This is a genomic window from Streptomyces sp. NPDC045778 (assembly GCF_056431945.1).
Genome location: NZ_JBWKJZ010000007.1, coordinates 108,965 through 129,130, shown reverse-complemented (window position 1 = coordinate 129,130; position 20,166 = coordinate 108,965). Strand labels below are relative to the sequence as shown.

The window sequence follows — 20,166 nt, the reverse complement described above, 5'->3', positions numbered from 1 at the left end:
ACCGGCGAATGCCTCGCCCATGAGGCCTCGTCAGTCGAGGACGTCGCCCCTGCCGCGCCGGTTCCTGCCGTCACGGGTCAGCCGGGCCAACAGCGCCTCGGCTTCGGGGTGTTCAGGGTCCCACGTGAGGCACTTGCCGAGGGCCTCAATCGCCTCATCGCGCGCGCCGCGGCGGTGCAGCTCGCGCGCGTGCCGGTAGGTGCGGTGGGCCAGCAGGGACCGTACCCGCTCGTTCGTCGGGTCGTGGCCGTACGCGCAGCGCAGCCAGCGTTCGGCGTCCGGGAAGTGGTCGGGCGCCACGTCGGCCATGGCGGCCGCGCAGTGCACGTCGATCATCGCGTCGAGCACGTCGGCGCGGGCCGGGTGCGCGGTGGCCTCCTGCCAGGCCAGGTGCGAGGCCTGCACGGCGTGCTCGTGGCGGCCGAGGTCGAGCAGCGCACGGGCCCGGGCGAGCTGGCGCCGCGCGGCGTGGCCGAGGGGGAGGGGAGCGGTGCCGGTGTCCGCCGGCGCCGCGCGGGGGTCCTGGGGGTCCGGCTGCTGCTCGTGAGGCTGAGCGGACGGGTGCCCGGACAGCTGCCCGGACGGGTGCTCGGGCGGGTGTTCGGAGTCGACCGCTTCCGCCGCCGTCCGTGCTTCCGCCGCTGTCCGTGCTTCCGCCGCCGCCCGCGTCTGCGCCGTACGCTCCTGCCGTCCTGCCGCCTCCGCTTCCGACGCCGCCCCCGTCAGCCCTTCGAGGAGTTCCCGTGCCTCCGCCACGATGTCCCGGAGCAGCGCCACTGCCTCGCTCCTGCGTCCCTGTCCGGCCAGTTCGCGGGCCTGCGCCACGTCGCGGCGCGCCGGGGCCGGGGCGTCGTCCAAGGCGAGCAGCGTCGCGGTGAGGGCCGGTGCCTCCGCGAGGGTGTCGCGGCCCGGGTCCGGGGGGTCGAGCGGGCCCTCCTCCAGGGACGCCGCGCCGGACGCGGAGGCGCCGCCGCCCGCGAGCCGCACCGCGTGCTTGAGGGCGCCGAGCGCGAGCAGCTCGCGGGGCCCGTGGGCCGTGCTCCGCCCCAGCTCCGCCACGCCCGAGCGCACCTGCGCGAGTCGCGTCGCGCCCCCGACGAGCAGCAGTGTGTCCACGTCGGGGCGGGTCAGGGCCGACTCGCCGAGCAGGTCGTGGGCGCGCCGCACGGTGCGGCGCACGTGCGGCTCCAGGAAGGCGTCGAGGTGCGGCCGGGTGATCCGCATGCGCAGCGGCGGCCCGTTGCCCAGGTCGAGGGTGAGCGCGGCGGAGTCGGTGGCCGAGCCGTCGGCGGTGCCCAGCTCCTCGCGCGCCTCCTGGGCCCGCGCCCGGTGGCCGAGCCACAGCCGCGCGCTGCCGCCGGACACGGACGCGGGACCCCGGTGAGCCCGAAGGAGCCGCACGGCGGAGGCGAGCGCGGCCTCGTCGAAGGCCCGGCCGCCGGAGGTGGCCGCGCCGTCGTAGCCGAGCGCGCGGTAGTGGCCGCGCACACCGCGCACCAGGCCGAGTTCGAAGCCGTCGTAGCCCATGCCGTAGACGAGGAAGGTGCCGCTGTCCCGGTCCGTCGTGTGCCCCATCACGGCGGCCAGCGAGTCGCTGATGAGGCGCACCGGAGCGAGCCCCGCGGCGGCCGCCGCGTCGCGCAGCGCCTGGCGCTGCCGCGACTGGAAGGCGGCGGGCACGCTGATCACCGTCTGCGCGACCGCTCCGGCCCGCGCCTCGACGCGCTCGCGCAGCGTCCGCAGCATGCGCGCCACGACCGCGTCCGCGTCCTCCGCACGGTCCCGCCACGGCACCGGACTCCCGCTGCCGAGCAGCGACTTCACGCTCGGGAACACCACCGGCAGGACCCCTGCCGCGGCCGGCGCGCACACCAGCCACGGCCAGTCGGCCTCCGGCAGGTCGAGGCGGCGCACCGGCTGCCCCGCCGCCGCGAAGAGCGCCCGCACCCCCGTCGCGCCGAAGTCCACGCCGAGGCTGACCCGGCCGTCGGCGCCCCGTGCCGCCACCCCCGTGCCCCCCGCTGCCGTCATCCGCCGGCCATGTCGTCAGGGACTTGGAGGATGCCGTCGTGGTCCCGCTTGCTCGGCAGCGACGGCACCGCGCGCTCCGAGTAGGCCACCGCGATCATGCTGCGCAGGTTCTTGGCCTGCTCGGCGGTCTGGATGCGGTTGCCGTTGCGGTGGGCCGCCTTGACCTGCTCCACGGCCTCGCTGATCGCCTTGACGGTCTCCAGGGGCGCCCCGTCCGACGCCAGCTCGGCCTGGCGGAACTGACTGGCGAGCCCGCACTGGTGGTACATGTCGTCGAGCAGCAGCTCGGTGAGGCGCTGGTACTCGCCGCTGTCGCCCATCTCCACGGCCCGCTGCGCCTGCGTGATGTCGCGGCGCACCTTCAGCTCCTGGGTGTGCTCGATGTAGGGCCCGTACCGCTTCAGGAAGTGCCGGGCCTCCCGCTCGGCCAGGCCCAGCTCCTCGCGGAGCACCGCGCTGTCGACCTCCCGCTCGGTCTCGGGCGGCGGGGTGCGCGGCTTGTCGCGCCGCGGCGTCGCCTCCAGGGCCATGTCGGTGCCGCGCACGCTGACGCGGACGGTGATGATGCGGTCCGCCGAGTAGTTGAACGACACGTCGACGTGCCGGTTGATCTCGATCTCCTGCGGCAGCTCGAACTCGACCACGCCCTGTTCGTGGTTCTCGCTCGCCACGTGGCTGTCGCCCTCGTACACCGGCACCCGGATCAGCCGGCTGTCCGTCGCGTGGAACGTGCGCGTGCGCGGCTCCGGCAGCGGGAAGGGCGAGCCCGCCGGGATGATCGGCACGAACACGTCGCGCCGCGCGCCCTTGACCGCGGCGATGCCCATCGCCATCGGCGTCGACTCGAAAAGCCCTGTGGAGCCCACCGGGCGGGCGTTGACCAGGCTCTGGCCGCAGTCCGCGCACACCTCGGCGGCGTACTCGTTGGTCTTCAGGCACTGCGGCGCCGGACACTCCACGCCGTTGAGGGTCTCGGCGAGCACGCCCGCGCCGTAGGCCACGCACTCCATGGGGTTGATGTTCCGGCGCACCTTGTCGCCGCCGAAGTACGCCTCTACCGCCTCGTACACCGGCCGGGTCAAAGTGCCGCCGCCGACCAGGAGGACGTCCGAGATGGCGTCGGGCGTCAGCTCGTAGCCCGTCAGGGTCTCCTTGACCAGGTCCATGGTGCGGGTCACCAGGGGCGCGATCATCTGCTGGAACTCGTCGCGGGTGAGGGCCATCTCGACATCGACGATGCCCTCCGGGCCGTGGTACGCCGCCGGGATCACGATGTACGTCTCCGACAGCTCGTTCAGCTCCCGCTTGGCGGCCTCGGCGGCCTTCTTCGCCTGGAACAGGAACTCCTTGTCGCCGGACGGGTCGACGCCCCGCTCGTCCCGCATCCAGGTGATGATCCGTTCCACGATCGCCAGGTCGAAGTCGTCACCCCCGAGCCAGATGTCCCCGGCGGAGCGCAGCACCTGGAACTGGCTGTTGCCCTCGTGGTCCTTGACGGTGTTCAGGACGGAGATGTCGAACGTGCCGCCGCCCAGGTCGTAGACAAGGACCCGGCTGCGCGCCCCGCCCGGCTTGTGCAGGCCGAACGCGACCGCCGCCGCGGTCGGCTCGTCGATGATCTTCTTGACCACCAGGCCCGCGCGCTCCGCCGCTTCCCGGGTCGCGGCGCGCTGCGCGTCCCGGAAGTACGCGGGCACGGTGATCACCGCGTGCGTCACCTGCTCGCCGAGGGTGCGGGCCGCGTCCCGCACCAGCTTGTCGAGGATCACGCTGGAGATCTCGGACGGGGTACGGCTGCGGCCGCCGAGCAGCACATGGGCGCGCGGGTCGTCGTCGGGGCCCGACACGATCTCGTACGAGAGGCGCTCGCGGGCCTGTGCCACCGAGCGGTCCGCGAAGTCGCGGCCCATCAGCCGCTTCACGGACACGATGGTCTCCTCCGGCTGCCGCACCGCCCATCTGAGGGCGTCCTCGCCGACGAGGGTCTGGTCCTTGCCGTCGCGCCGGGCGAGGCCGACCACCGACGGGGTCAGCCGGTCGCCCTTGCTGTTGGTGAGGACCGCGATGTCGTCGCGGTGCGGATCGTGGGCGGCGACGGCGCTGTTCGTCGTGCCGAGGTCGATCCCGATGGCCTTCATCCCTGTGCTGTCCCTTCCTGTGCTGCCCGGGTCCTGTCCCCGGTGGCGTCGCCCGCGGCGACCACGACCCGGGCGGCGCGCAGCACGTGCCCCCGGTATCGATACCCGCGCCGCGCGACCTCAAGGACCTCGTCGTCGGCCGCCCCGGCGGGCGCCGGGCGCACGGCCACGACGTGGTGCGTGGCCGGGTCCGCGCGCTCGCCGACCGCGCCGAGCACCTCCAGGCCCGCGCCGGCCGCGGCCGCCTCCAGCTGCCGCGCGATGAGCCGGACGCTGTGCTGCACCGCGGCCGGGTCCGGCTGCGGCCCGGCGGCGAGCAGCCGGTCGCACGCGTCCAGCGCGTCGGCGCACGCCAGGAGCAGCCGCTCGGTGTGCGCGCGGTGCACGGCATCGCGCTCGGCGAGCGCCCGCGCCCCGTCGTACGCCACGCGCGCCGCCGCCGCGGTGGACTCCTGCTCGGTCACGGTGCCCTCCTCATCGGCCTCCGGCCGCCCTTCAATCGTGCTCATACGTCGAACCGGATCAGCTTGTCGAGCAGCCCGGCGACCGTCTCGCCGGACAGCGGCTCCCCCGCGCCCGGCCCCGTCGCCCCGGCGAGCAGCCGGTCGGTCTCCTCGACGGCGCCCGGCAGTTCGGCCGCCACGTCCACGTCGTACAGGAAGAGGTCGACGAGCAGCCGCCCCGGCACCGTGCGCAGTTCCTCGAGCGCCGCCTGCGCGGCCGGGGTCATCAGGCGCCGGGCGAGCAGCTCGAACGGCGCGTCCCGCAGCTCGGCCTGCGAGGTCCACGGCGTGACCGAGGCCCCCGCAAGCGCGTCGTAGGGGCTCGGGGGCCTGTCGGGGTCCTGCATCACGGCGGGGTGCCTCCCTCGGCGGGCGCGTCGGCGGTCAGGGCGGTGCGCCAGCTGCGCACCGCGTCCAGGAGCGCGCGGCGCACCCGTGGGTCCATCGCGTCCGCGCGGGTCGCGCGGATCAGGTGGTGCAGGGCCTTGCGCACGTCGCCCCTGGCCAGTTCGGTCTCCGCGCGGTCGGTCAGCTCGGCGGCCCAGGAGGCCAGGTCGTCCTCGTCCGGCGGCGGCTCCGCGCCGTCGCTGCGGATCAGCTCGCCCATGCCCGCGACGCCCAGGTCGGTGGCGAGCAGCCGGTCCAGCTCCTCCAGGGCCTCGCCGAGGGTCTCGCGGTAGTTGTGCGTGAGGGCCTGGCCGAGGCCGACGTCGAGCAGGCCGAGGGCCTCGTGCAGGAGCCGCAGCCGGCCGGGCAGGGCGTCGCCGCGCTCGTCGAGGGTGAAGACCAGGGCGCGGGCCAGGTTGTCCCGCGCGTGGTTGGAGGCCGGGTTGAGGTCGAGGGCGCGGCGCAGATCGGCCTCGGCGCCGTACACGTCCGAGCGCATGCCGTGCTTGGTGCGGGTGTAGCCGCGCCACACGCCGCGCATCGAGTACAGCGAGGAGAGCCTGCCGTCGAGCTGGTCGCGCTCCTCGCGGTCCAGCGGGTGCAGCAGCGGCGGCACGGCCTCGACGAGCGCGATGGCCTCGTCGAGCCCCTCGCCGCGGCGCGCCTTCGGCCCGGCGGGCTCGTGGACGAGGGCCTCCACGCGGCCGAGCGCGGTGCGCACGACGGCCTTCTTCGCCCGGGCCGACATCCCGGCGCGGCGCGCGACCCCCACCAGGCGCTCCCACTGTTCGAGGGCGCGGCTCAGACCGTCCTCGCCGTCGGCGAGGGCCGAGCGGGACAGCTCCAGGCGGGCGCGGACGGCGAGTTCGACACCGTCCTGGAGCAGCCGCGCGTGCCGGTGCGCCAGCTGGACGTACGCGGGGTCCCGGCACAGGAAGTCCTGGCAGTGCGGGCAGTCCTCGAGGTGGCGGCGCGGGTCGGCCGCGGCGGCGGGGCCCGCGCAGTCGTCGGGCAGCGTGGTGAGGGTGGGGAAGGCGGGCAGGGCGCTCAGGGCCGCCGTGAACTTGTGGACCGCGCACAGCGCGAGCGACCGGGCGAGGCCGGAGAACGCCCAGCGCAGCTCGCGGGCCGCGTACTCGCCCGGGTCCCTGCCGTCCTTGGCGGCGGCGTCCAGCTGCGCGGCGAGCGCGGCCAGCGGCAGTTGCAGGTCGAGCAGCCGCGCGTAGTGCGGCCCGCAGGCGAGGGCGCCGCGCGCCCCGGGCACCCCCGGGAGCCCGCCCACCTCCTTCAGGACCCGCGCCCCGCCCAGCTCCGCCTCCAGGAAAGCCGCCAACTCCCCGTACTCCTCGGCCTGTTGGGGGCGGCCTTCCTCGGTGTGCCGCTGCTCGGAAGCCGCCAGCTGCGCGGACAGGTGACGGCTCAGCTCCCAGCGGAGGCGGTTCATGTCCTCGGCCGTCAGCTCGCGCGCGTAGCAGGCGGCGCGCTCGGCCCGCCAGCCGTCCCAGTACGCGTCGTCGCTCAGCAGCGTCGCCCAGTACGCGAGCGCCTGCTTCCAGGTGCGCGTGGCGTGCTCCCAGGCGCCGCTCTGCTCCAGCTCCTGCGCCTGCCACAGGCGGGCCACGGCGAGGCCGTGCGCCACGGCCATGTCGCCGGGGGCCGCGGCCAGGCGCCGCTCCCACTCGGCGGTGGCCGCGTCCCGGCCGCGCGCGAGGAGCAGCAGCAGCGGCGCGTCCTCGGGGAAGCGCTCGCACAGCATGTCCACGAGCCCGGGCCCGGCGTGCTCGTCGTCGGGCGAGAGGGTGGCCAGCGCGTCCCGCACGGCGTCGGGCCCGTGCCAGCGGTACAGCAGGGCATCCAACTGGAGTCTGCGGCACGGCAGTTGCAGCCGGTCCAGGGCTACCCGCTCCGACCAGGACATGCCGCCGCGCTCCAGGAGCGTGTACGGCGCGTCGCTGACGGCGGCCATCGACACGCCGGGGTGCACGCCCGCCTCCCGCAGCGCGAGATAGGGATACGTGGCGTCGCGCAGCGCGAACGGGTCGGCGGTCAGCGGCGCCCGGGTCAGGCCGTCGGCCCAGGGCAGCAGGTCGAGCAGCCGCCGCAGGCGCCGTCGCCGCACCTCGGCCCGGTCGAGCCGCCCCGCGGCCCGCTCGTACGCGGCCACGGCGTCGCTCCAGCGGCCGTCGCCCTCCAGCAACCGGCCCCGCGCGTACGCGAGATGGGCGTCGGCGTCCCGGTGCCCCGGGCACGTGGCGAACGCCTCGGCGGCCTTCTCCCACTCCTGGTGGGCGTCGGCGATGCGGCCGCGCGCGTAGGCGTCGACGGCGGCCACGGCCGCCGCGTCGGCCCCGTCGGTGGTGTGCCACCCCCGCAGCGCCTGGGCCGCCGCGACGACGGCCGCCCATTCGCCCTCGGCCTCGGCGGCCCGCAGGCGCGCGAGCCGGCAGCGCGCCGCGCAGTCCGCGCCGTCGAGCCCGCCGCCGATCCCGTCGTACGCCGCCGCGACGGCCAGCCAGTCCGCCGCTCCCGAGGCCCGCTCCTCGCCGACGCGCGCACCGGCGTAGCGGCGCCGCGCCGACACGTCCGCCCAGGCGTCCGGCAGCACACGGTAGACCCGCAGCGCGTCCTGCCAGCGGGCGTCGGCCTCGTGGGTGCGGGCGAGGGCGTAGAGGTAGAGGTGCAGGGGCTCGGGAGCGGCAGGGGAGTGCGGGGCGGCGGAGCCGTTCTGGAAGGCGCGCGCGTAGACGGCGCGGGCCGCCGCCCAGTCCCGCCGGGCTTCCGCGCGGCGGCCCTCAGCCTTGCGGCGCAGCGGGGCGACGGTGCCCTCGCGCGCCGTGTCGGGCACGCCCGCGAGCAGCGCGCACGCCGCCGCCCAGTCGTGGTGGACGTCGGCGGCCACGCGGGCGCGGGCGTAGCGGCGGCGCACCCCCACCTCGCCGTCCGCGTAGGCGTCCGGGAGGCGCCCGAAGCCGTCGATGACGTCGGCCCACGCGCCCCGGGCGTCGGCGGCCCTGCCGCGCGCGTACAGGACCTGGTCCGCCACGTCGTCGAAGGAGTCCGAGAGCCCGCCGAGCCAGGCAAGGGCCCCGTCCCAGTCGTCCCGCTCGCGACAGAGCCGCGCCCGGGCGTAGGCGCAGCGGCCGTCGGCGTCCAGGTGGGCCGGGGCCGGGGGGTCGTGCGGGCCGGGGGCCTCGGGGGAGCGGCACTCCTCGAAGGCCGCGACGGCCGCGGCCCAGTCCCCTTCGTCGGCGGCGGCGCGCCCGCGCGCGTAGGCCTGGCGGACGGCGGCGTCGGGGAGGCCGGTGGTGTCGAGAGGCCTGGGGGCGTCGAGGGGGCCGGTGGCGTCGAGCGGGCCGGTGGTATCGAGGGGACTAGTGGCGTCGAGTGGGCCGGTGGCGCTTCCGCAGCGCGCGTACGCCGTCGCGGCCTCGCGCCACCGGCCCGCCGACTCCGCCGCCCGGCCCTGGGCGTACGCGGCGCGGGCCGCCGTGGCCGGGTCGGCGGGGCACAGGGCCAGGGCTTCGGCGTAGGCCCGCGCCGCGGTGTCCCAGTCGCCCTCCTGGCGGGCCCGGTCGGCGGCCGCGCGGGCCGTGGCGGCCCGCAGGGCCGTGCGCGCGGCGGCCAGGCGCGCCGGGACCTCGGGGAAGCCGAGGCGCGCGGCGGCCACCTCCTCGTACAGGGAGATCGCCGCGTCCCAGTCGGCGGCGGCCTCCGCGGCCCGCGCGCGGTCGAGCAGCTCGGCGGCGAGCCGCAGCCGCTCCGCGCGGGCGGTCAGCGCCCCCGGCAGCGGGACCGGCAGCGCCGTGCGGACCGCGGCGAGGCGCGCGGCCGCGGCGGCGCCCTCACCCTCGTGGGCGAGCAGTTCGCAGAGCTTCTCCAGGTCGGGCCAGGCCAGTTCGCACGCGGCCTCGGTGCGCAGGCGGCGCTGCTCGTCCTCGTACTGCCGCGTCGGCGTCCGCAGGATGCGCTGCACCTGGGGCCAGCGGCCCTGGTCGCGCTCGAAGCGGGCGGCGCTGATCAGCGTGGTGGCGTCCACGTGCCCGACCGGGTTCTGGAAGACGCGCAGCGCGTCCGCGCCCTCACGCAGCGGGTCGGCCACGGCGCCGCCGTCGTCGCGTACCTCACGCGCCTTGAACAGCCATCCGTGCCGGCAGTCCTCGTGCAGGAACAGCGCGGGCGTCGCCCACTCGACGGCGGTGTGCCGCGGCAGGTGCGAGATGCGGCGGCGCGCCGTGGACACCGCCTCGTCGACGGTGCGGTTGGCCGCCAGCTCCTTGAACAGCTCGGGGCTGAAGCGGCCCGCCGACTCGTCGCTGACCCGCCCGCGCATCGCCACCACGGCCGGCAGGCCCCCGGCGATCAGCGCCTGCGCGAGCCCCGAGAACGGCTCGGCGTGCGCCCCGTCGGGCCCCGAACTGTCCGCCCCCGAACAGAGGTTGAGCACGGCCAGGCGCAGCCGCGGGGCCTTGAGCAGGATGCCGCTGAGCAGGTCGGCGGGGACGCTGTCGGCGCCGCCCGACTCGGTCTCCAGGTGGACGACGCCCTTGCCGAGGTCCTCGTCGTAGCGGCCGTGGGCGATGAGCAGCACGGCCGTGGGCAGGTCGCCGTGCGCGGCGAGGGCCGACTCCAGGCGCTCGCGCGTGGCCGCCTCGACGACGGTGGTGCGCACGGCCACCTCGGGCAGCTCCTGGCGCAGCGCGGCGACCTCCGCGTCCAGGCGCAGGGCCGGGCCCACGCCGGGCGGTGACGCGCAGGCGACGAGCAGCCGGATCAGGCTCGGCTCGTCCGCGGGCGTGGGCAGCCGCCGGCCGAGCGGGCCGCCGGGCAGGGAACGCGCCAGCGAGTAGCCGGGGTTGAGGGCGAGGGACTGGTGCGGCAGGTCGGCAGGGGCGCACAGCGCTTCGAGGGGCAGCTCGCGCAGGCGCGGCGGCAGGTCGAAGCGGAGCCGCAGGCGGCGGCCGGGGGCCGTGCGCTGGGCGAGGTCGAGCGCGGAGGCCAGGCAGGCGGCGGTGGGGGAGGAGCGGGGGCCGCCGGGCCCCGCGGCCGGCGGCCCGGCCCCGGCGATGCCGTGGGGACCGGCCGGTGGCCCGGCCGCCACGTTGCCGTGGGGACCTACGGCCGGTGACCCGCCGTAGGCCCCCGCCGGTGCCCCGCCCGGGCCCGCGGCCCCGAACAGCAGCCCGTACACCGCGCGCCCCAGCTCGCGCAGCTGCTCGGCCGTGTGCCGCTCGCCCATCGGGGCGTGGCCGAGGTCGGCCTCGACCAGGCGGTCCCAGCGGGCGCGCAGCGCCGCGGGCTCGCCGCCCACGGTGATGACGTCCGCGGCGCAGGAAGGGCCGCTGACGGCCACGAGGAAGTGGGACGGGCCGAACGGGCGGACGCGGATGCGCAGTTCCTCGTACTCATGCACCGGCGCGGGTCACCTCCCGCTCTCGTCGAACTGCTCGCGGACGAAGTCGAGTTCGTCCTGTGCCCGGCGCCGCTCCTCGGCGATCTCGGGGTCGTCGGGGAAGTGGGCGAGGGCCGCCGTGAGCGCCTCGACCGCCTCCTCCAGGACGGTGCGCGCGCCGGACAGGCTGCCCGAGCCCCACCGCTGGAGGGCCAGGCCGCGCAGCACGATACCGAGGCTGAGCTGCGCCCGCCGCCCGTGCGGGCTCAGGGCCACCGAGCGCCGCAGGTCCGCGGCGGGCGCGTCGAGCACGGAGCCCTCGCGGTTGGCCTCGACGATGCCCCGGTCGGCGAGTGCACGTGCCAACTGGCCGTCGATGCGCGGGCGTTCGTTGGCGCCGATGACGGTGCGGGCGGCCTCCAGGACGGCGACGGCGCGGCTGAGGAGGCCGGCGCGGTGGGCGTCCTTGGCGGTGGCGAGGGCGAGGCCGACGATCTCCGTCTGGGTCCGGCGGTAGCGGCCGAGTTCCCGCGCGTGCACGAGGGCGCGCCGCAAGGACGCGGTGGCGGCCTCGAAGTCCGGTGGTTCCGCGCCGAGTTGAGCGTGGGCGAGGGTGACGCGGGCGTGCAGGGCGAGGTCCCTCGCGTCGCGGGCGAGCCGCTCGCGGCGGTCGGCGAGGCCCGCGTAGCCCGGGTTCAGCTCGTCGAAGCGCGTACAGTCCGGCTCGCACACGGGCGCGGCGCCGGGGCTCGCCGCTCGGGCCCGCGCGCGGCAGGCACGGCAGCGCAGCTCGCCGAGCGCGGCGAGCGCCTCGCCGGGCGCTCCCTGCCGCAACTGGAGCCGGGCGAAGCCGAGTTCGGAGAAGGCGTGCACGAGTGTGTCGTCCGCCTGGGCGGCGGCGAACGCGCCCAGCTCCCGCGCCGCGCCGAGCGCCGCGATCCGCAGCGGCCCGCCGCGCACCCCCGGCGCCCCGTCGGCCGCGGCGAGCAGCCGCGCGGCCTCGGCCTCGCGCTGGAGCAGCAGGTCGGGCGGCACCCTGGCGGCGGTGTCCGCGCCGCCCCTGCCGGTGAGCCGCCGCGCGAGGTGCTCGCACAGCGCGGTACGCAGGTCCGGCACGAGGGCGTCCGGCACGTCGACGCCGTACCGGCGCGCGGCGCCGCGGCGGACCCGCTCCCAGAAGGCGGTGTCGTGCAGCAGCGCGCCCCAGGCGCCGACGCACCGGTCGAGCACGGAACTATCCGCGCCGGTAGGGGAGTTGACCAGTGCCACCGCGAGGGCGTGGGTGACCCGGTGAGCGGCCGGGTCGTGCCGCGCGGCGTCGTCGAGGAGGTCGACGGCCACCTCGCGGCGGCCGCCCGCGACGAGCGTGGTCGCGTACAGGGGGGCGAACGCGCCGTGCTCGCGCGAGAGGCCCCAGGACGCGGCGGTGAGCGCGGCGGCCCGCTCCCGGTCGGGCACGTCCCCGCCGAGCGCGGTGAGCGCGGCCCGCCGCAGCCGCAGCGCGACCTCCCGGGCGCCCCCGCCGAGCGCGGCCGCGACCCACCGCGCCTCGTCGTCGAACACCCCGTGCCGCGCCGCCGTCCGCAGGTCGTCCAGGGCGTCCGCCGCGCGCCCCGACTTGGCGCGTACGTACGCACGCTGGACGGCGGCACGGGGGTGCGGCTCCGGCCGGTCGAGGGCCTCGGTGAAGCTCGCCTCGGCCGCCGCGAGGTCCCCGCGCCGCGCGAGCGCGCACCCCGCCCAGAAGGGGGCCGCGGCACCTTCGGGATCCGCGTCCCGCGCCCGCCGGAACTCCCCGAGGGCCTGTTCGACGTCTCCCGCGGCGAGTCGTAGGCGCCCGAGACCGACGTGGGCGCGGGCTAGGAGAGCGGCGACGTCAGGGGTGTCGGCGGCCGGGGGCGCGCCGGGCGGGGGGTTTTCACCGGCGTGCGCCGGGCGCACGAGGTCCACGGCCCGGTGGAACGACGCCTCCGCGCCCGGCGCGTCGCCGCGCGCCCGCTGGGCCTCGCCCTCGGCGCATGCCGTTCGCGCCTCGGCGTACGCCGTCTCCGTTCGCGCCCCCACGTCTCACAAGCCCCCGTTCAGCGGCCGGTGCCGGGTCAGTCCGCGGCCTCGTCCAGCTCGGAGCGCCAGCGGGACTGCTGTCGGTCGTAGTGCAGGGGCCCCACGCGGAACGCCGTCAAGTCGAGCCCCAGCAACCGTTCATACGCCTCGGGGGGAAGGTCCGGTTCCAGGACGACGCTCAGGCCGCTGCGGTCGTCCCGCAGCACGAGGGGGCGCGGCGGCGCCGCGGCGGCTCCGTCGCGCCGGGCCAGGCGGCCCACCGCCGCCTTGAACGCCCCGTACGCGTCCCGCACCGCCTCCGCGCCCAGACCGCTGAGGAACGCCTGCAACGGCAGCGCGGCGAGGACCAGCCAGGGCACGTCGCCCGCGCCGCGGTGGCCGACGGCGCGGCGCACCCGCGCGGTGCGGACTCCGAGCCCGTCGAACGCGGCGACCAAGTCGTCACCGAGGCCGTCGGCGACGTCCTGGTCCAGGAGCAGCTCGGCGTGCAGCGGGGCGCCGGAAGCACCGGGTGTACCGGGTGTACCGGGCGGGCGGGGCGCGTCGGGCAGGGGCGGGGCGTCGGGCATGGGGCGGTCTTCCTTCCGCCGGGGGTGCGGGGCGTGCGACGGTGCACGGGCCCGCAGCCTAAAGCCCGCGCGCCCTCCCGCGCGGGCGAAACCGGATCTCTCGTCCGGCCGATTCCTCAGTCAAGGCCCTGAACAGGCACTCTTGCGAGATTTTTCCGGAATGAGGAATTCATGGAACTTTCGTGCTGTGCCGGGAGTCCTCTCAGGTGAACGCTGAAACACAGCTGAACACGGGGGTGTTCGACCTTGACCGACATCGACCTCGACTTAAGCGACCGGTTCGAGACGGACCAGTCCGGCCAGGCCCACCAGCACGCGGACGGCCGCGAGCTGGTTCCTTACGTGGCGCCGCTGACCGTCCCACCCGTCCTGCGCCCCGCCGGAGGCGACGTCCGCGAAGAGACGGAGATCGCGATCCGCCCGTCCTGGGTGCGCCTGCACCCGCAGCTCCCGCCCACCCTCATGTGGGGGTACGAGGGCTCGGTGCCCGGCCCCACCATCGAAGTGCGCCGCGGCGAGCGCGTCCGCATCGCGTGGACCAACCGCGTGCCCAAGGAGACCGAGTTCCCCGTCACCGCGGTGGAGGTGCAGCGCACGGGCGAGCCGCCCAGCACCCTCCCGGGCCGCGAGCGCGTCGAGCCGAACAAGGACGTGGCCGCCCTCCCCGCCTGGACCGTCACGCACGTGCACGGCGCCCAGACCGGCGGGGGCAACGACGGCTGGGCGGACAACGCCGTGGGATACGGCGACGCCCAGCTCTCCGAGTACCCGAACGACCACCAGGCGGTCCAGTGGTGGTACCACGACCACGCGATGAACATCACCAGGTGGAACGTCTTCGCGGGCCTGTACGGCACCTACCTGGTCCGCGACGAGGAGGAGGACGCGCTCCAACTCCCCTCCGGAAAGCGGGAGATCCCCCTCCTCATCGCCGACCGGAATCTGGACACGGACGAAGACGGCCGCCTCACGGGCCGCCTCCTCCACAAGACCACGATCATCGACCCCAAAAACCCGGAGACGGGCAAGCCGGTCACACTGCCCTTCACGGGCCCGTACACCACGGTCAACGGCCGCATCTGGCCCTACGCGGAAGTGGCCCCGGGCTGGTACCGCTTCCGCCTGGTCAACGCGTCGAACGCGCGCGTGTACGACCTCGTCCTCATCGACGAGGGCGGCCGCCCCGTGCCGGGCGCGGTCCACCAGATCGGCAGCGACGGCGGCCTGCTGCCGCGCCCGGTGCCCCTGGACTTCGGCGGCACCGAAGGGTCGGCGCCCACGCTGACCGTCGCGCCCGCCGAGCGCTTCGACCTCCTCGTCGACTTCCGCGCCCTCGCGGGCAAGCGCCTCCGCCTGGTCAACAAGGGGCCGAACGCGGCACCAGGAGCCCCCGACGTCGCGGGGAACGTGCGCTATCCCCACGTCATGGAGTTCCGCGTGGGCAGGGGCGGCGGCGCGCCGGAGACCTTCCGGCTCCCCGAGGTCCTCTCCGGCTCCTTCCGCCCCATCGGTCACGGCGTGCCGCACGGCCACCGCCTCATCGTGCTCACGCCGCCCGCCACGAAGGGCGCGGGCGGGCACCCGGAGATGTGGGAGATGGCGGAGGTGAAGGACCCGGGGAGCATCCAGCTCCCCGCCGACGGCGTCATCCAGCTCCGCGGACCCGACGGCGTCCTGAAGACCTACCGCAGGACCGCCCGTACGTTCAACGACGGCCTGGGCTTCACCATCGCCGAGGGTGCGTACGAGCAGTGGAGCTTCCTGAACCTCGCGGTCCGGCCGAACGTGACCCATCCCATGCACATCCACCTGGCCGACTTCCAGCTCCTCGGCCGCGACACGTACGACGCCTCGGGCTTCGACCCGGCCCTCGGCGGCACGCGCACGCCGATCGCGCACGACCCGGCCCGGCCGATCCCGATCGCTCCCAACGAACGCGGCTGGAAGGACGTGTTCCTCGTCCCCGGCGGCCAGATGCTGCGCGTCATCGGCAAATTCGACGGGGCGTACGGCCGCTTCATGTACCACTGCCACCTCCTGGAGCACGAGGACATGGGCATGATGCGGCCCTTCGTCGTGATGCCGAAGGAGGCGCTGAAGTTCGACCACGGCGGCCACGGAGGCCATGGCGGCGGTCACGGCGACCACTGACCCCGCCCCGGCCGGAGCCCCGGCCTCCGCGGGGGAAGGCTCGCCGCGGCTCCGGCTCCGGCTCCGGCTGCGGCTCCGGCTGCGGCTCCGGTGTCGGCGAGGGCCGGTCCGGGGGCCCGTCAGAGCACCCCGGACCGCCCCTTCGCCCGGGCCACCGCCGCCCGGGCGAGGGCCCGCACCAGCGGATGCGGCCGCGCCCCGTCCCCGCTCAACTCCGGCTGGAACAGCGTGGCGAGGAAGAAGGGATGCCCGGGCAGCTCGACCACCCGCACCTGCCCCTCCTCGTCCCGCCCGGAGAACCGCAGCCCGTGCGCCCGCAGCACGGCGAGCAGCCGCTCGTCGCTCGGACCGTACGAGCAGTGGTAGCGCTCGACCGTCCGGTCGGTGCCGAGCACGGCCTCGGCGAGCGACCCGGGCGCGAGGGCCACCGCCCCCTCGTGCCCGACGAGCGAGCAGGCGAGCGGCGCGATGAGCGGGGTTTCGGCGCCGGGGTCGTTCTCGGCGTGCGCGACATCGGCGAGGCCGCACACATGCCGGGCGTACTCCAGGAGCGCGTGCTGGAAGCCGCCGCAGGTACCGAGGAAGGGAATGCCCTCCTCGCGCGCGGTACGGATCGCGGCGAGGGCCCCCGCCTCACTCCGGTAAGGGCTGCCGGGCAACACCCACACCGCGTCGAACCCGCGTACCGCGTCCGGCTCGGCGGCGTCCTCGGTCGGGATCCAGTACGCGTCGAGGACGAGCCCGTCCCGGGCGGCGAGCGCGTCGAGGAGCAGCGGGAGGCGGGTGTGCGAGGCGACGTTGGGGGAGCGGTCCCCGACGAGGGCGAGCCGGGCGGGCGGCGGGGCCGCCGCCGCGAGGCCGGGCACGGCGGAGTGCGCGGGGCGGCCCCCGGCGGGACCGGTGAGGTTCTCGTTCATGACGGCCATCCTCAGCACCGGGCCCCGTTCACGTCCAACGACGAAGCCTGCACCTCCGATAAGCGATGCTGATGGGCCGCGCGATCCTGTACGCCATGGACCCGCACCTGCTCCGCACCTTCGTCACCGTCGCCCGCCTCGCCTCCTTCTCCGCGGCCGCCCGGGACCTCGGCTACACCCAGTCCGCCGTCTCGCAGCACATCGCCGCTCTGGAGCAGGACCTCGGCACCCCGCTCCTGACCCGCCGCCCCGTCGCGCCCACGCGCGCGGGCGAGCGGCTCATCGAACACGCGGGGCCGCTGCTGCTGCGGCTCGACGCGGCCCGCGCGGAGGTCCTCGCCCTCGCGGGCGCCCCGGACGAGGGCCTGACCCTTGCCGCCGCGCCCACCGCCCTGACGCCTCGTACGCTGCGCGCGCTGCCGCCGACGGGCGTCACGCTGCGGGTCGTCGAGCGGACCGCGGTCGCGGAGGCCGTCGCGACCGGCGCCGCCCAGCTCGGGCTCGTCGACGGGCTCGCCGCACCCACCGACCCGCTGCGCGTCGCCGACGTGGCCCCGCTCACCACCCGGGGCGCCGGGGAGGAACCGGTGTGCGTCCTGCTGCCCGCCGGACACCCGCTGGCCCGCCGCACCGGCCTGCGCCTGGGCGACCTCGCGGACGCCCGCTGGCTGGACGCGCCCGGCGCGGGCCTGCCCCTCGGCCAACTGCGCGCCGCCACGGGCAGCACCGGCTTCCGCCCGGCCCTGCGCTACGACGGCACGGACGTACGGACACTGATCGCGCTCGCGGCGGCCGGGCACGGGCTCGCCCTGCTGCCCCGCTCGGCAGCGATCGACGGCGCGGGCGGCGCGGGTGGCACGATCGGCGCGGGCGGCACTGGCGGCACGGGTGGCGAGGGCGGCACCGACGAGGCCGGCGGCGGGGGCGGCACCGTCGCCGTGCCCCTCACCGCGCCCCGCGTCGTGCACCGCACCGAGCTGCTGCACACCGGGGCCCTGCGCGGCGCCGCGGCCGCTTTCGCCGCACGCCTGGACGTCACCCGTTCGTGAATCGTCGCGCGGTGTCACGCCGGGTAGGGCTGTGGCCGGAGGCGAGCCATGAAACAGACCGCGTTGCGTCCCAAGCCCATGCCAGGACGGGAGTCCGGCGGCGGCGCCCCACCCGCCGAGGGCCCACACCCGCACGCCGCGCGCCGCCGCGGCAAGCGCCTCGGCACACTGCTGCTCGGCCTGCTGTGCGCGACGGTCCTGGTGCTCACGGGCGTGGGGCTCGGCACGGTCGGGGCCACCGTCATCGGCATGAGCAGCCTCGCGAAGATGCAGCGGCAGGCGGGCGCGGGCGCACCCCCCGGCGCACCCGGACAGGCGCCCCCCGGCGCGCGCCCCGCGGACGAGAAGCCTCCCGGGAAGCCCGTCAACAGGACGGCCTCCGCGCCCGCGGGCCCGAAGCCGCGGGCGCTCCGGCCCCCGGGCCCGCGCCCGGCCCTCGGCGTCGAGGCGGCGGACGCCCCGGCGGCGGGCGGCGCGCTGCTCGTCGGCGTGCACGTGCCGGGCCCCGGCCACGCGGCCGGCCTCCTGCGGCGGGACGTCGTCGTGGCCTTCGGCGGCACCCGGGTGCGCACGGCGGCGGACCTCGCCCGCGCGGTGGCGGCGGCCCGGCCCGGCAGGAACGTCACTCTGACGGTGCGTCACCCCACCGGCGAGCGCCGGATCCTGACCATCACGCCGGGCTTCACCCTCTGAGGCGCGCGGCGGACCCGCCAGGGCCCGCCGGCCGCGAGGAAGCCGTCACACCACCCGGAAGTGCGACGTCAACCGCCACTCGCTGGCGGGGCCGTCGGGGCCGTCGGGGCCGTCGAGAATATGCAGGGCGAACCCCGCCGGGGCGTCCAGGTCGACCAGGCCCTCGCCCTCCCACGGAAGCCGCAGCGTCGAGACCACCCCCGGCCCGACGATCAGCGGCCGCCCCGCGAACGTGGTCGCGGCGGGCGTGTGCGCGTGCCCGATGATCAGGCCCACGATCTCCGGATGCCCCTCCACCAGCGCCTTCAGGCGGTGCGGCGCGCGCAGCGGCCACGCGGTGTCCAGACGCGGGTGGTGCACGGGCACGGGGTGGTGGTGGAGGGCGAGGAGCACCGGCGTCTCTCCGCCGAGTCCGTCGAGCCGGTCCTCCAGCCAGGCGTACGTGGCCTCCTCGATCAGCCCGTGGTCGTGGCCCGGCACGCTGGAGTCGAGCAGGAGGACCTCGACGTCGCCGACGCGGTGGGCGCTGTTCACCGGCGCCTGTGACGCGCTCGCCGCGGGCTCGCCGAGCAGGGCCGTGCGGAAGGGCGTGCGCCGGTCGTGGTTGCCGGGGCAGGTGAGGACGGGCCAGGGCGCGCCGGTGAAAAGGACGCGCGCGGCCTCCTTGTACTCGGCCTCCTCGCCGTGGTCGGCGATGTCGCCGGTCACGAGCAGCGCGTCCACGGGCCGGGGCAGCCCGCGCAACCGCTCCATGACGCGCTCGGCGCGCTCGGTCGCCCGGGCGCCGCCGTCCAGATGGAGGTCACTGATCTGCGCAAGTACCAGCATGTCGTACGCCCTTCCCGCACCCGGGCCCCGTCCACGTGCCCCTGTCCGCACCCGGGCCCCGGCCTCGAACTAATGGATGAAAGGAATCTAAGCATTAGTCCGGCGCGCGGGGAACAGCCACCCGGGAACCGGTGGCCTGCCCGGGGCGCGGCGCGCCCCGGACGGGGCCGCCGGGCCCGAATACCCGCTCGCGCCGTGCGGGGCACGGGGGCAGGATGCTGCTGAAGATCCCAGCCCGCGGCCGGACGGCCGCGGGCAGTTGCCGCAGACGCCTCAGGAGGCCCGATGACCCCGGCCACGCCCGTGCCGTTCACCGCCGACGACTACCGCGCCCGGATGGACCGCGCCGCGCGCGCCGCGGCCGAAGCGGGTCTCGCGGGCGTCCTCGTCGCGCCCGGACCCGACCTGGTGTGGCTGACCGGCTACCGCGTGCCCGCCGACACCGAGCGGCTCACCCTGCTCGTCCTCGCCCCCGGCCAGGACCCCGTGCTGGTGGTGCCCACCCTGGAGGCCCCGGACGCCGCGCGCGCCGCCGGCGCGCCCGCGCTGACCCTGCGCGACTGGACCGACGGCGTCGACCCGTACGGGGTGGCCGCGCCGCTGCTCGCGAAGGAGGGCCGCTTCGGCGTGAGCGACAACGCCTGGGCGATGCATCTGCTCGGCATGCAGCGGCAGTTGCCCGGCAGTTCGTACGTCGCGCTCACCGAGGCCCTGCCGATGCTGCGGGCCGTCAAGGACGCGGCGGAGCTGGAGCGCCTCGCGGCGGCGGGGGCCGCCGCCGATGCCACGTACGAGGAGATCCAGAAGGTGCCGTTCGCGGGCCGCAAGGAGACCGACGTCGCCGGTGACCTCGCGGACCTGCTGCGGCGGTTCGGGCACGAGCAGGTGGACTTCACCGTCGTCGGCTCGGGGCCGAACGGCGCGAGCCCGCACCACGAGGCGGGCGACCGCGTCATCGAGCACGGCGACATGGTCGTCCTCGACTTCGGCGGCCTGAGGCACGGCTACGGCTCCGACACCTCGCGCACCGTGCACGTCGGGGAGCCGACCGCCGAGGAGCGGCGCGTGCACGACGTGGTGCGCGAGGCCCAGGACGCCGCGTGCCGCGCGGTGCGCCCCGGCATCGCCTGCCAGGAGGTCGACCGCGTGGCGCGCGCCGTCATCACCGACGCCGGGTACGGCGAGTACTTCATCCACCGCACCGGGCACGGCATCGGCGTCACCACCCACGAGCCGCCGTACATGATCGAGGGCGAGGAGCAGCTGCTCGTGCCCGGCATGTGCTTCTCCGTGGAGCCCGGCGTCTATCTGCCGGGCCGCTTCGGCGTGCGCATCGAGGACATCGTGACGGTTACGGAGGAGGGTGGCCGTCGCCTCAACAACACGGCACGTGACATGGTGATGGTGAACTGAGGAGGGCACCTTCGGGCGCTGCGGCACGGAGGCG

13 protein-coding genes are annotated in these 20,166 nt (G+C 76.4%); 4 read left to right on the top strand and 9 right to left on the bottom strand.

Features of this window, described 5'->3' with window-relative positions; all coding sequences use genetic code 11:
• Positions 1-30: 30 nt before the first annotated feature.
• Genes AC07GB_RS11535 through AC07GB_RS11505 form a run of 7 tightly spaced genes read right to left on the bottom strand, consistent with a single transcriptional unit; the run spans position 31 to position 13,081 of the window.
• Complete coding sequence (locus AC07GB_RS11535) at positions 31-2,031, bottom strand: Hsp70 family protein (protein WP_478844008.1); 2,001 nt, start codon at positions 2,029-2,031, stop codon at positions 31-33.
• Positions 2,028-4,169 carry an Hsp70 family protein gene (locus AC07GB_RS11530; protein WP_478844006.1) on the bottom strand — a complete coding sequence of 714 codons (2,142 nt, stop codon included), beginning with the start codon at positions 4,167-4,169 and terminating at the stop codon, positions 2,028-2,030. Before AC07GB_RS11530 ends, AC07GB_RS11535 begins: the two co-directional genes overlap by 4 nt.
• A complete protein-coding gene (locus AC07GB_RS11525) occupies positions 4,166-4,678 on the bottom strand; it encodes a nucleotide exchange factor GrpE (protein ID WP_478844004.1) in 513 nt (170 codons plus the stop codon). Before AC07GB_RS11525 ends, AC07GB_RS11530 begins: the two co-directional genes overlap by 4 nt.
• The gene (locus tag AC07GB_RS11520) at positions 4,675-5,022 is read right to left on the bottom strand and encodes a hypothetical protein (protein ID WP_478844002.1); all 348 of its coding nucleotides are present in this window, start codon (positions 5,020-5,022) and stop codon (positions 4,675-4,677) included. Before AC07GB_RS11520 ends, AC07GB_RS11525 begins: the two co-directional genes overlap by 4 nt.
• On the bottom strand, positions 5,019-10,469 hold the full coding sequence (locus tag AC07GB_RS11515) for a CHAT domain-containing protein (RefSeq protein ID WP_478844000.1): 5,451 nt from the start codon (positions 10,467-10,469) through the stop codon (positions 5,019-5,021). Before AC07GB_RS11515 ends, AC07GB_RS11520 begins: the two co-directional genes overlap by 4 nt.
• Positions 10,470-10,478: 9 nt before the next feature.
• The gene (locus AC07GB_RS11510; RefSeq protein ID WP_478843998.1) at positions 10,479-12,512 is read right to left on the bottom strand and encodes a hypothetical protein; all 2,034 of its coding nucleotides are present in this window, start codon (positions 12,510-12,512) and stop codon (positions 10,479-10,481) included.
• Between the two features lie 35 nt (positions 12,513-12,547).
• Positions 12,548-13,081 (bottom strand): hypothetical protein, encoded by a 534-nt coding sequence (locus tag AC07GB_RS11505; protein WP_478843996.1) that lies wholly within the window; start codon positions 13,079-13,081, stop codon positions 12,548-12,550.
• 246 nt (positions 13,082-13,327) lie between these two features.
• Between AC07GB_RS11505 and phsA the strand changes: the two genes are divergently transcribed.
• The gene (gene phsA, locus AC07GB_RS11500; protein ID WP_478843994.1) at positions 13,328-15,232 is read left to right on the top strand and encodes an O-aminophenol oxidase PhsA; all 1,905 of its coding nucleotides are present in this window, start codon (positions 13,328-13,330) and stop codon (positions 15,230-15,232) included.
• 119 nt (positions 15,233-15,351) lie between these two features.
• Here the strand turns inward: phsA and AC07GB_RS11495 are convergent, their stop codons facing one another.
• Complete coding sequence (locus AC07GB_RS11495) at positions 15,352-16,149, bottom strand: CTP synthase C-terminal region-related (seleno)protein (protein WP_478843992.1); 798 nt, start codon at positions 16,147-16,149, stop codon at positions 15,352-15,354.
• 95 nt (positions 16,150-16,244) lie between these two features.
• Here AC07GB_RS11495 and AC07GB_RS11490 point away from each other — a divergent pair, with 95 nt between their 5' ends.
• On the top strand, positions 16,245-17,198 hold the full coding sequence (locus AC07GB_RS11490) for a LysR family transcriptional regulator (protein WP_478844296.1): 954 nt from the start codon (positions 16,245-16,247) through the stop codon (positions 17,196-17,198).
• Between the two features lie 48 nt (positions 17,199-17,246).
• On the top strand, positions 17,247-17,891 hold the full coding sequence (locus AC07GB_RS11485) for a PDZ domain-containing protein (protein ID WP_478843990.1): 645 nt from the start codon (positions 17,247-17,249) through the stop codon (positions 17,889-17,891).
• Positions 17,892-17,936: 45 nt separating this feature from the next.
• Here the strand turns inward: AC07GB_RS11485 and AC07GB_RS11480 are convergent, their stop codons facing one another.
• Positions 17,937-18,719 carry a metallophosphoesterase gene (locus AC07GB_RS11480; RefSeq protein ID WP_478843988.1) on the bottom strand — a complete coding sequence of 261 codons (783 nt, stop codon included), beginning with the start codon at positions 18,717-18,719 and terminating at the stop codon, positions 17,937-17,939.
• A 285-nt stretch (positions 18,720-19,004) separates the two neighbouring features.
• On the opposite strand from AC07GB_RS11480, the gene AC07GB_RS11475 reads away from it, so the two are divergent.
• Complete coding sequence (locus AC07GB_RS11475) at positions 19,005-20,132, top strand: M24 family metallopeptidase (protein WP_478843986.1); 1,128 nt, start codon at positions 19,005-19,007, stop codon at positions 20,130-20,132.
• Positions 20,133-20,166 lie beyond the last annotated feature (34 nt).

Bases quoted from the DNA above. Each gene is read 5' to 3' on its own strand.
- AC07GB_RS11535 (WP_478844008.1), bottom strand. From the start codon at position 2,031: ATGACGGCAGCGGGGGGCACGGGGGTGGCGGCACGGGGCGCCGACGGC.
- AC07GB_RS11530 (WP_478844006.1), bottom strand. From the start codon at position 4,169: ATGAAGGCCATCGGGATCGACCTCGGCACGACGAACAGCGCCGTCGCC.
- AC07GB_RS11525 (WP_478844004.1), bottom strand. From the start codon at position 4,678: ATGAGCACGATTGAAGGGCGGCCGGAGGCCGATGAGGAGGGCACCGTG.
- AC07GB_RS11505 (WP_478843996.1), bottom strand. From the start codon at position 13,081: ATGCCCGACGCCCCGCCCCTGCCCGACGCGCCCCGCCCGCCCGGTACA.
- AC07GB_RS11495 (WP_478843992.1), bottom strand. From the start codon at position 16,149: ATGAACGAGAACCTCACCGGTCCCGCCGGGGGCCGCCCCGCGCACTCC.
- AC07GB_RS11490 (WP_478844296.1), top strand. From the start codon at position 16,245: ATGGACCCGCACCTGCTCCGCACCTTCGTCACCGTCGCCCGCCTCGCC.
- AC07GB_RS11485 (WP_478843990.1), top strand. From the start codon at position 17,247: ATGAAACAGACCGCGTTGCGTCCCAAGCCCATGCCAGGACGGGAGTCC.
- AC07GB_RS11480 (WP_478843988.1), bottom strand. From the start codon at position 18,719: ATGCTGGTACTTGCGCAGATCAGTGACCTCCATCTGGACGGCGGCGCC.
- AC07GB_RS11475 (WP_478843986.1), top strand. From the start codon at position 19,005: ATGACCCCGGCCACGCCCGTGCCGTTCACCGCCGACGACTACCGCGCC.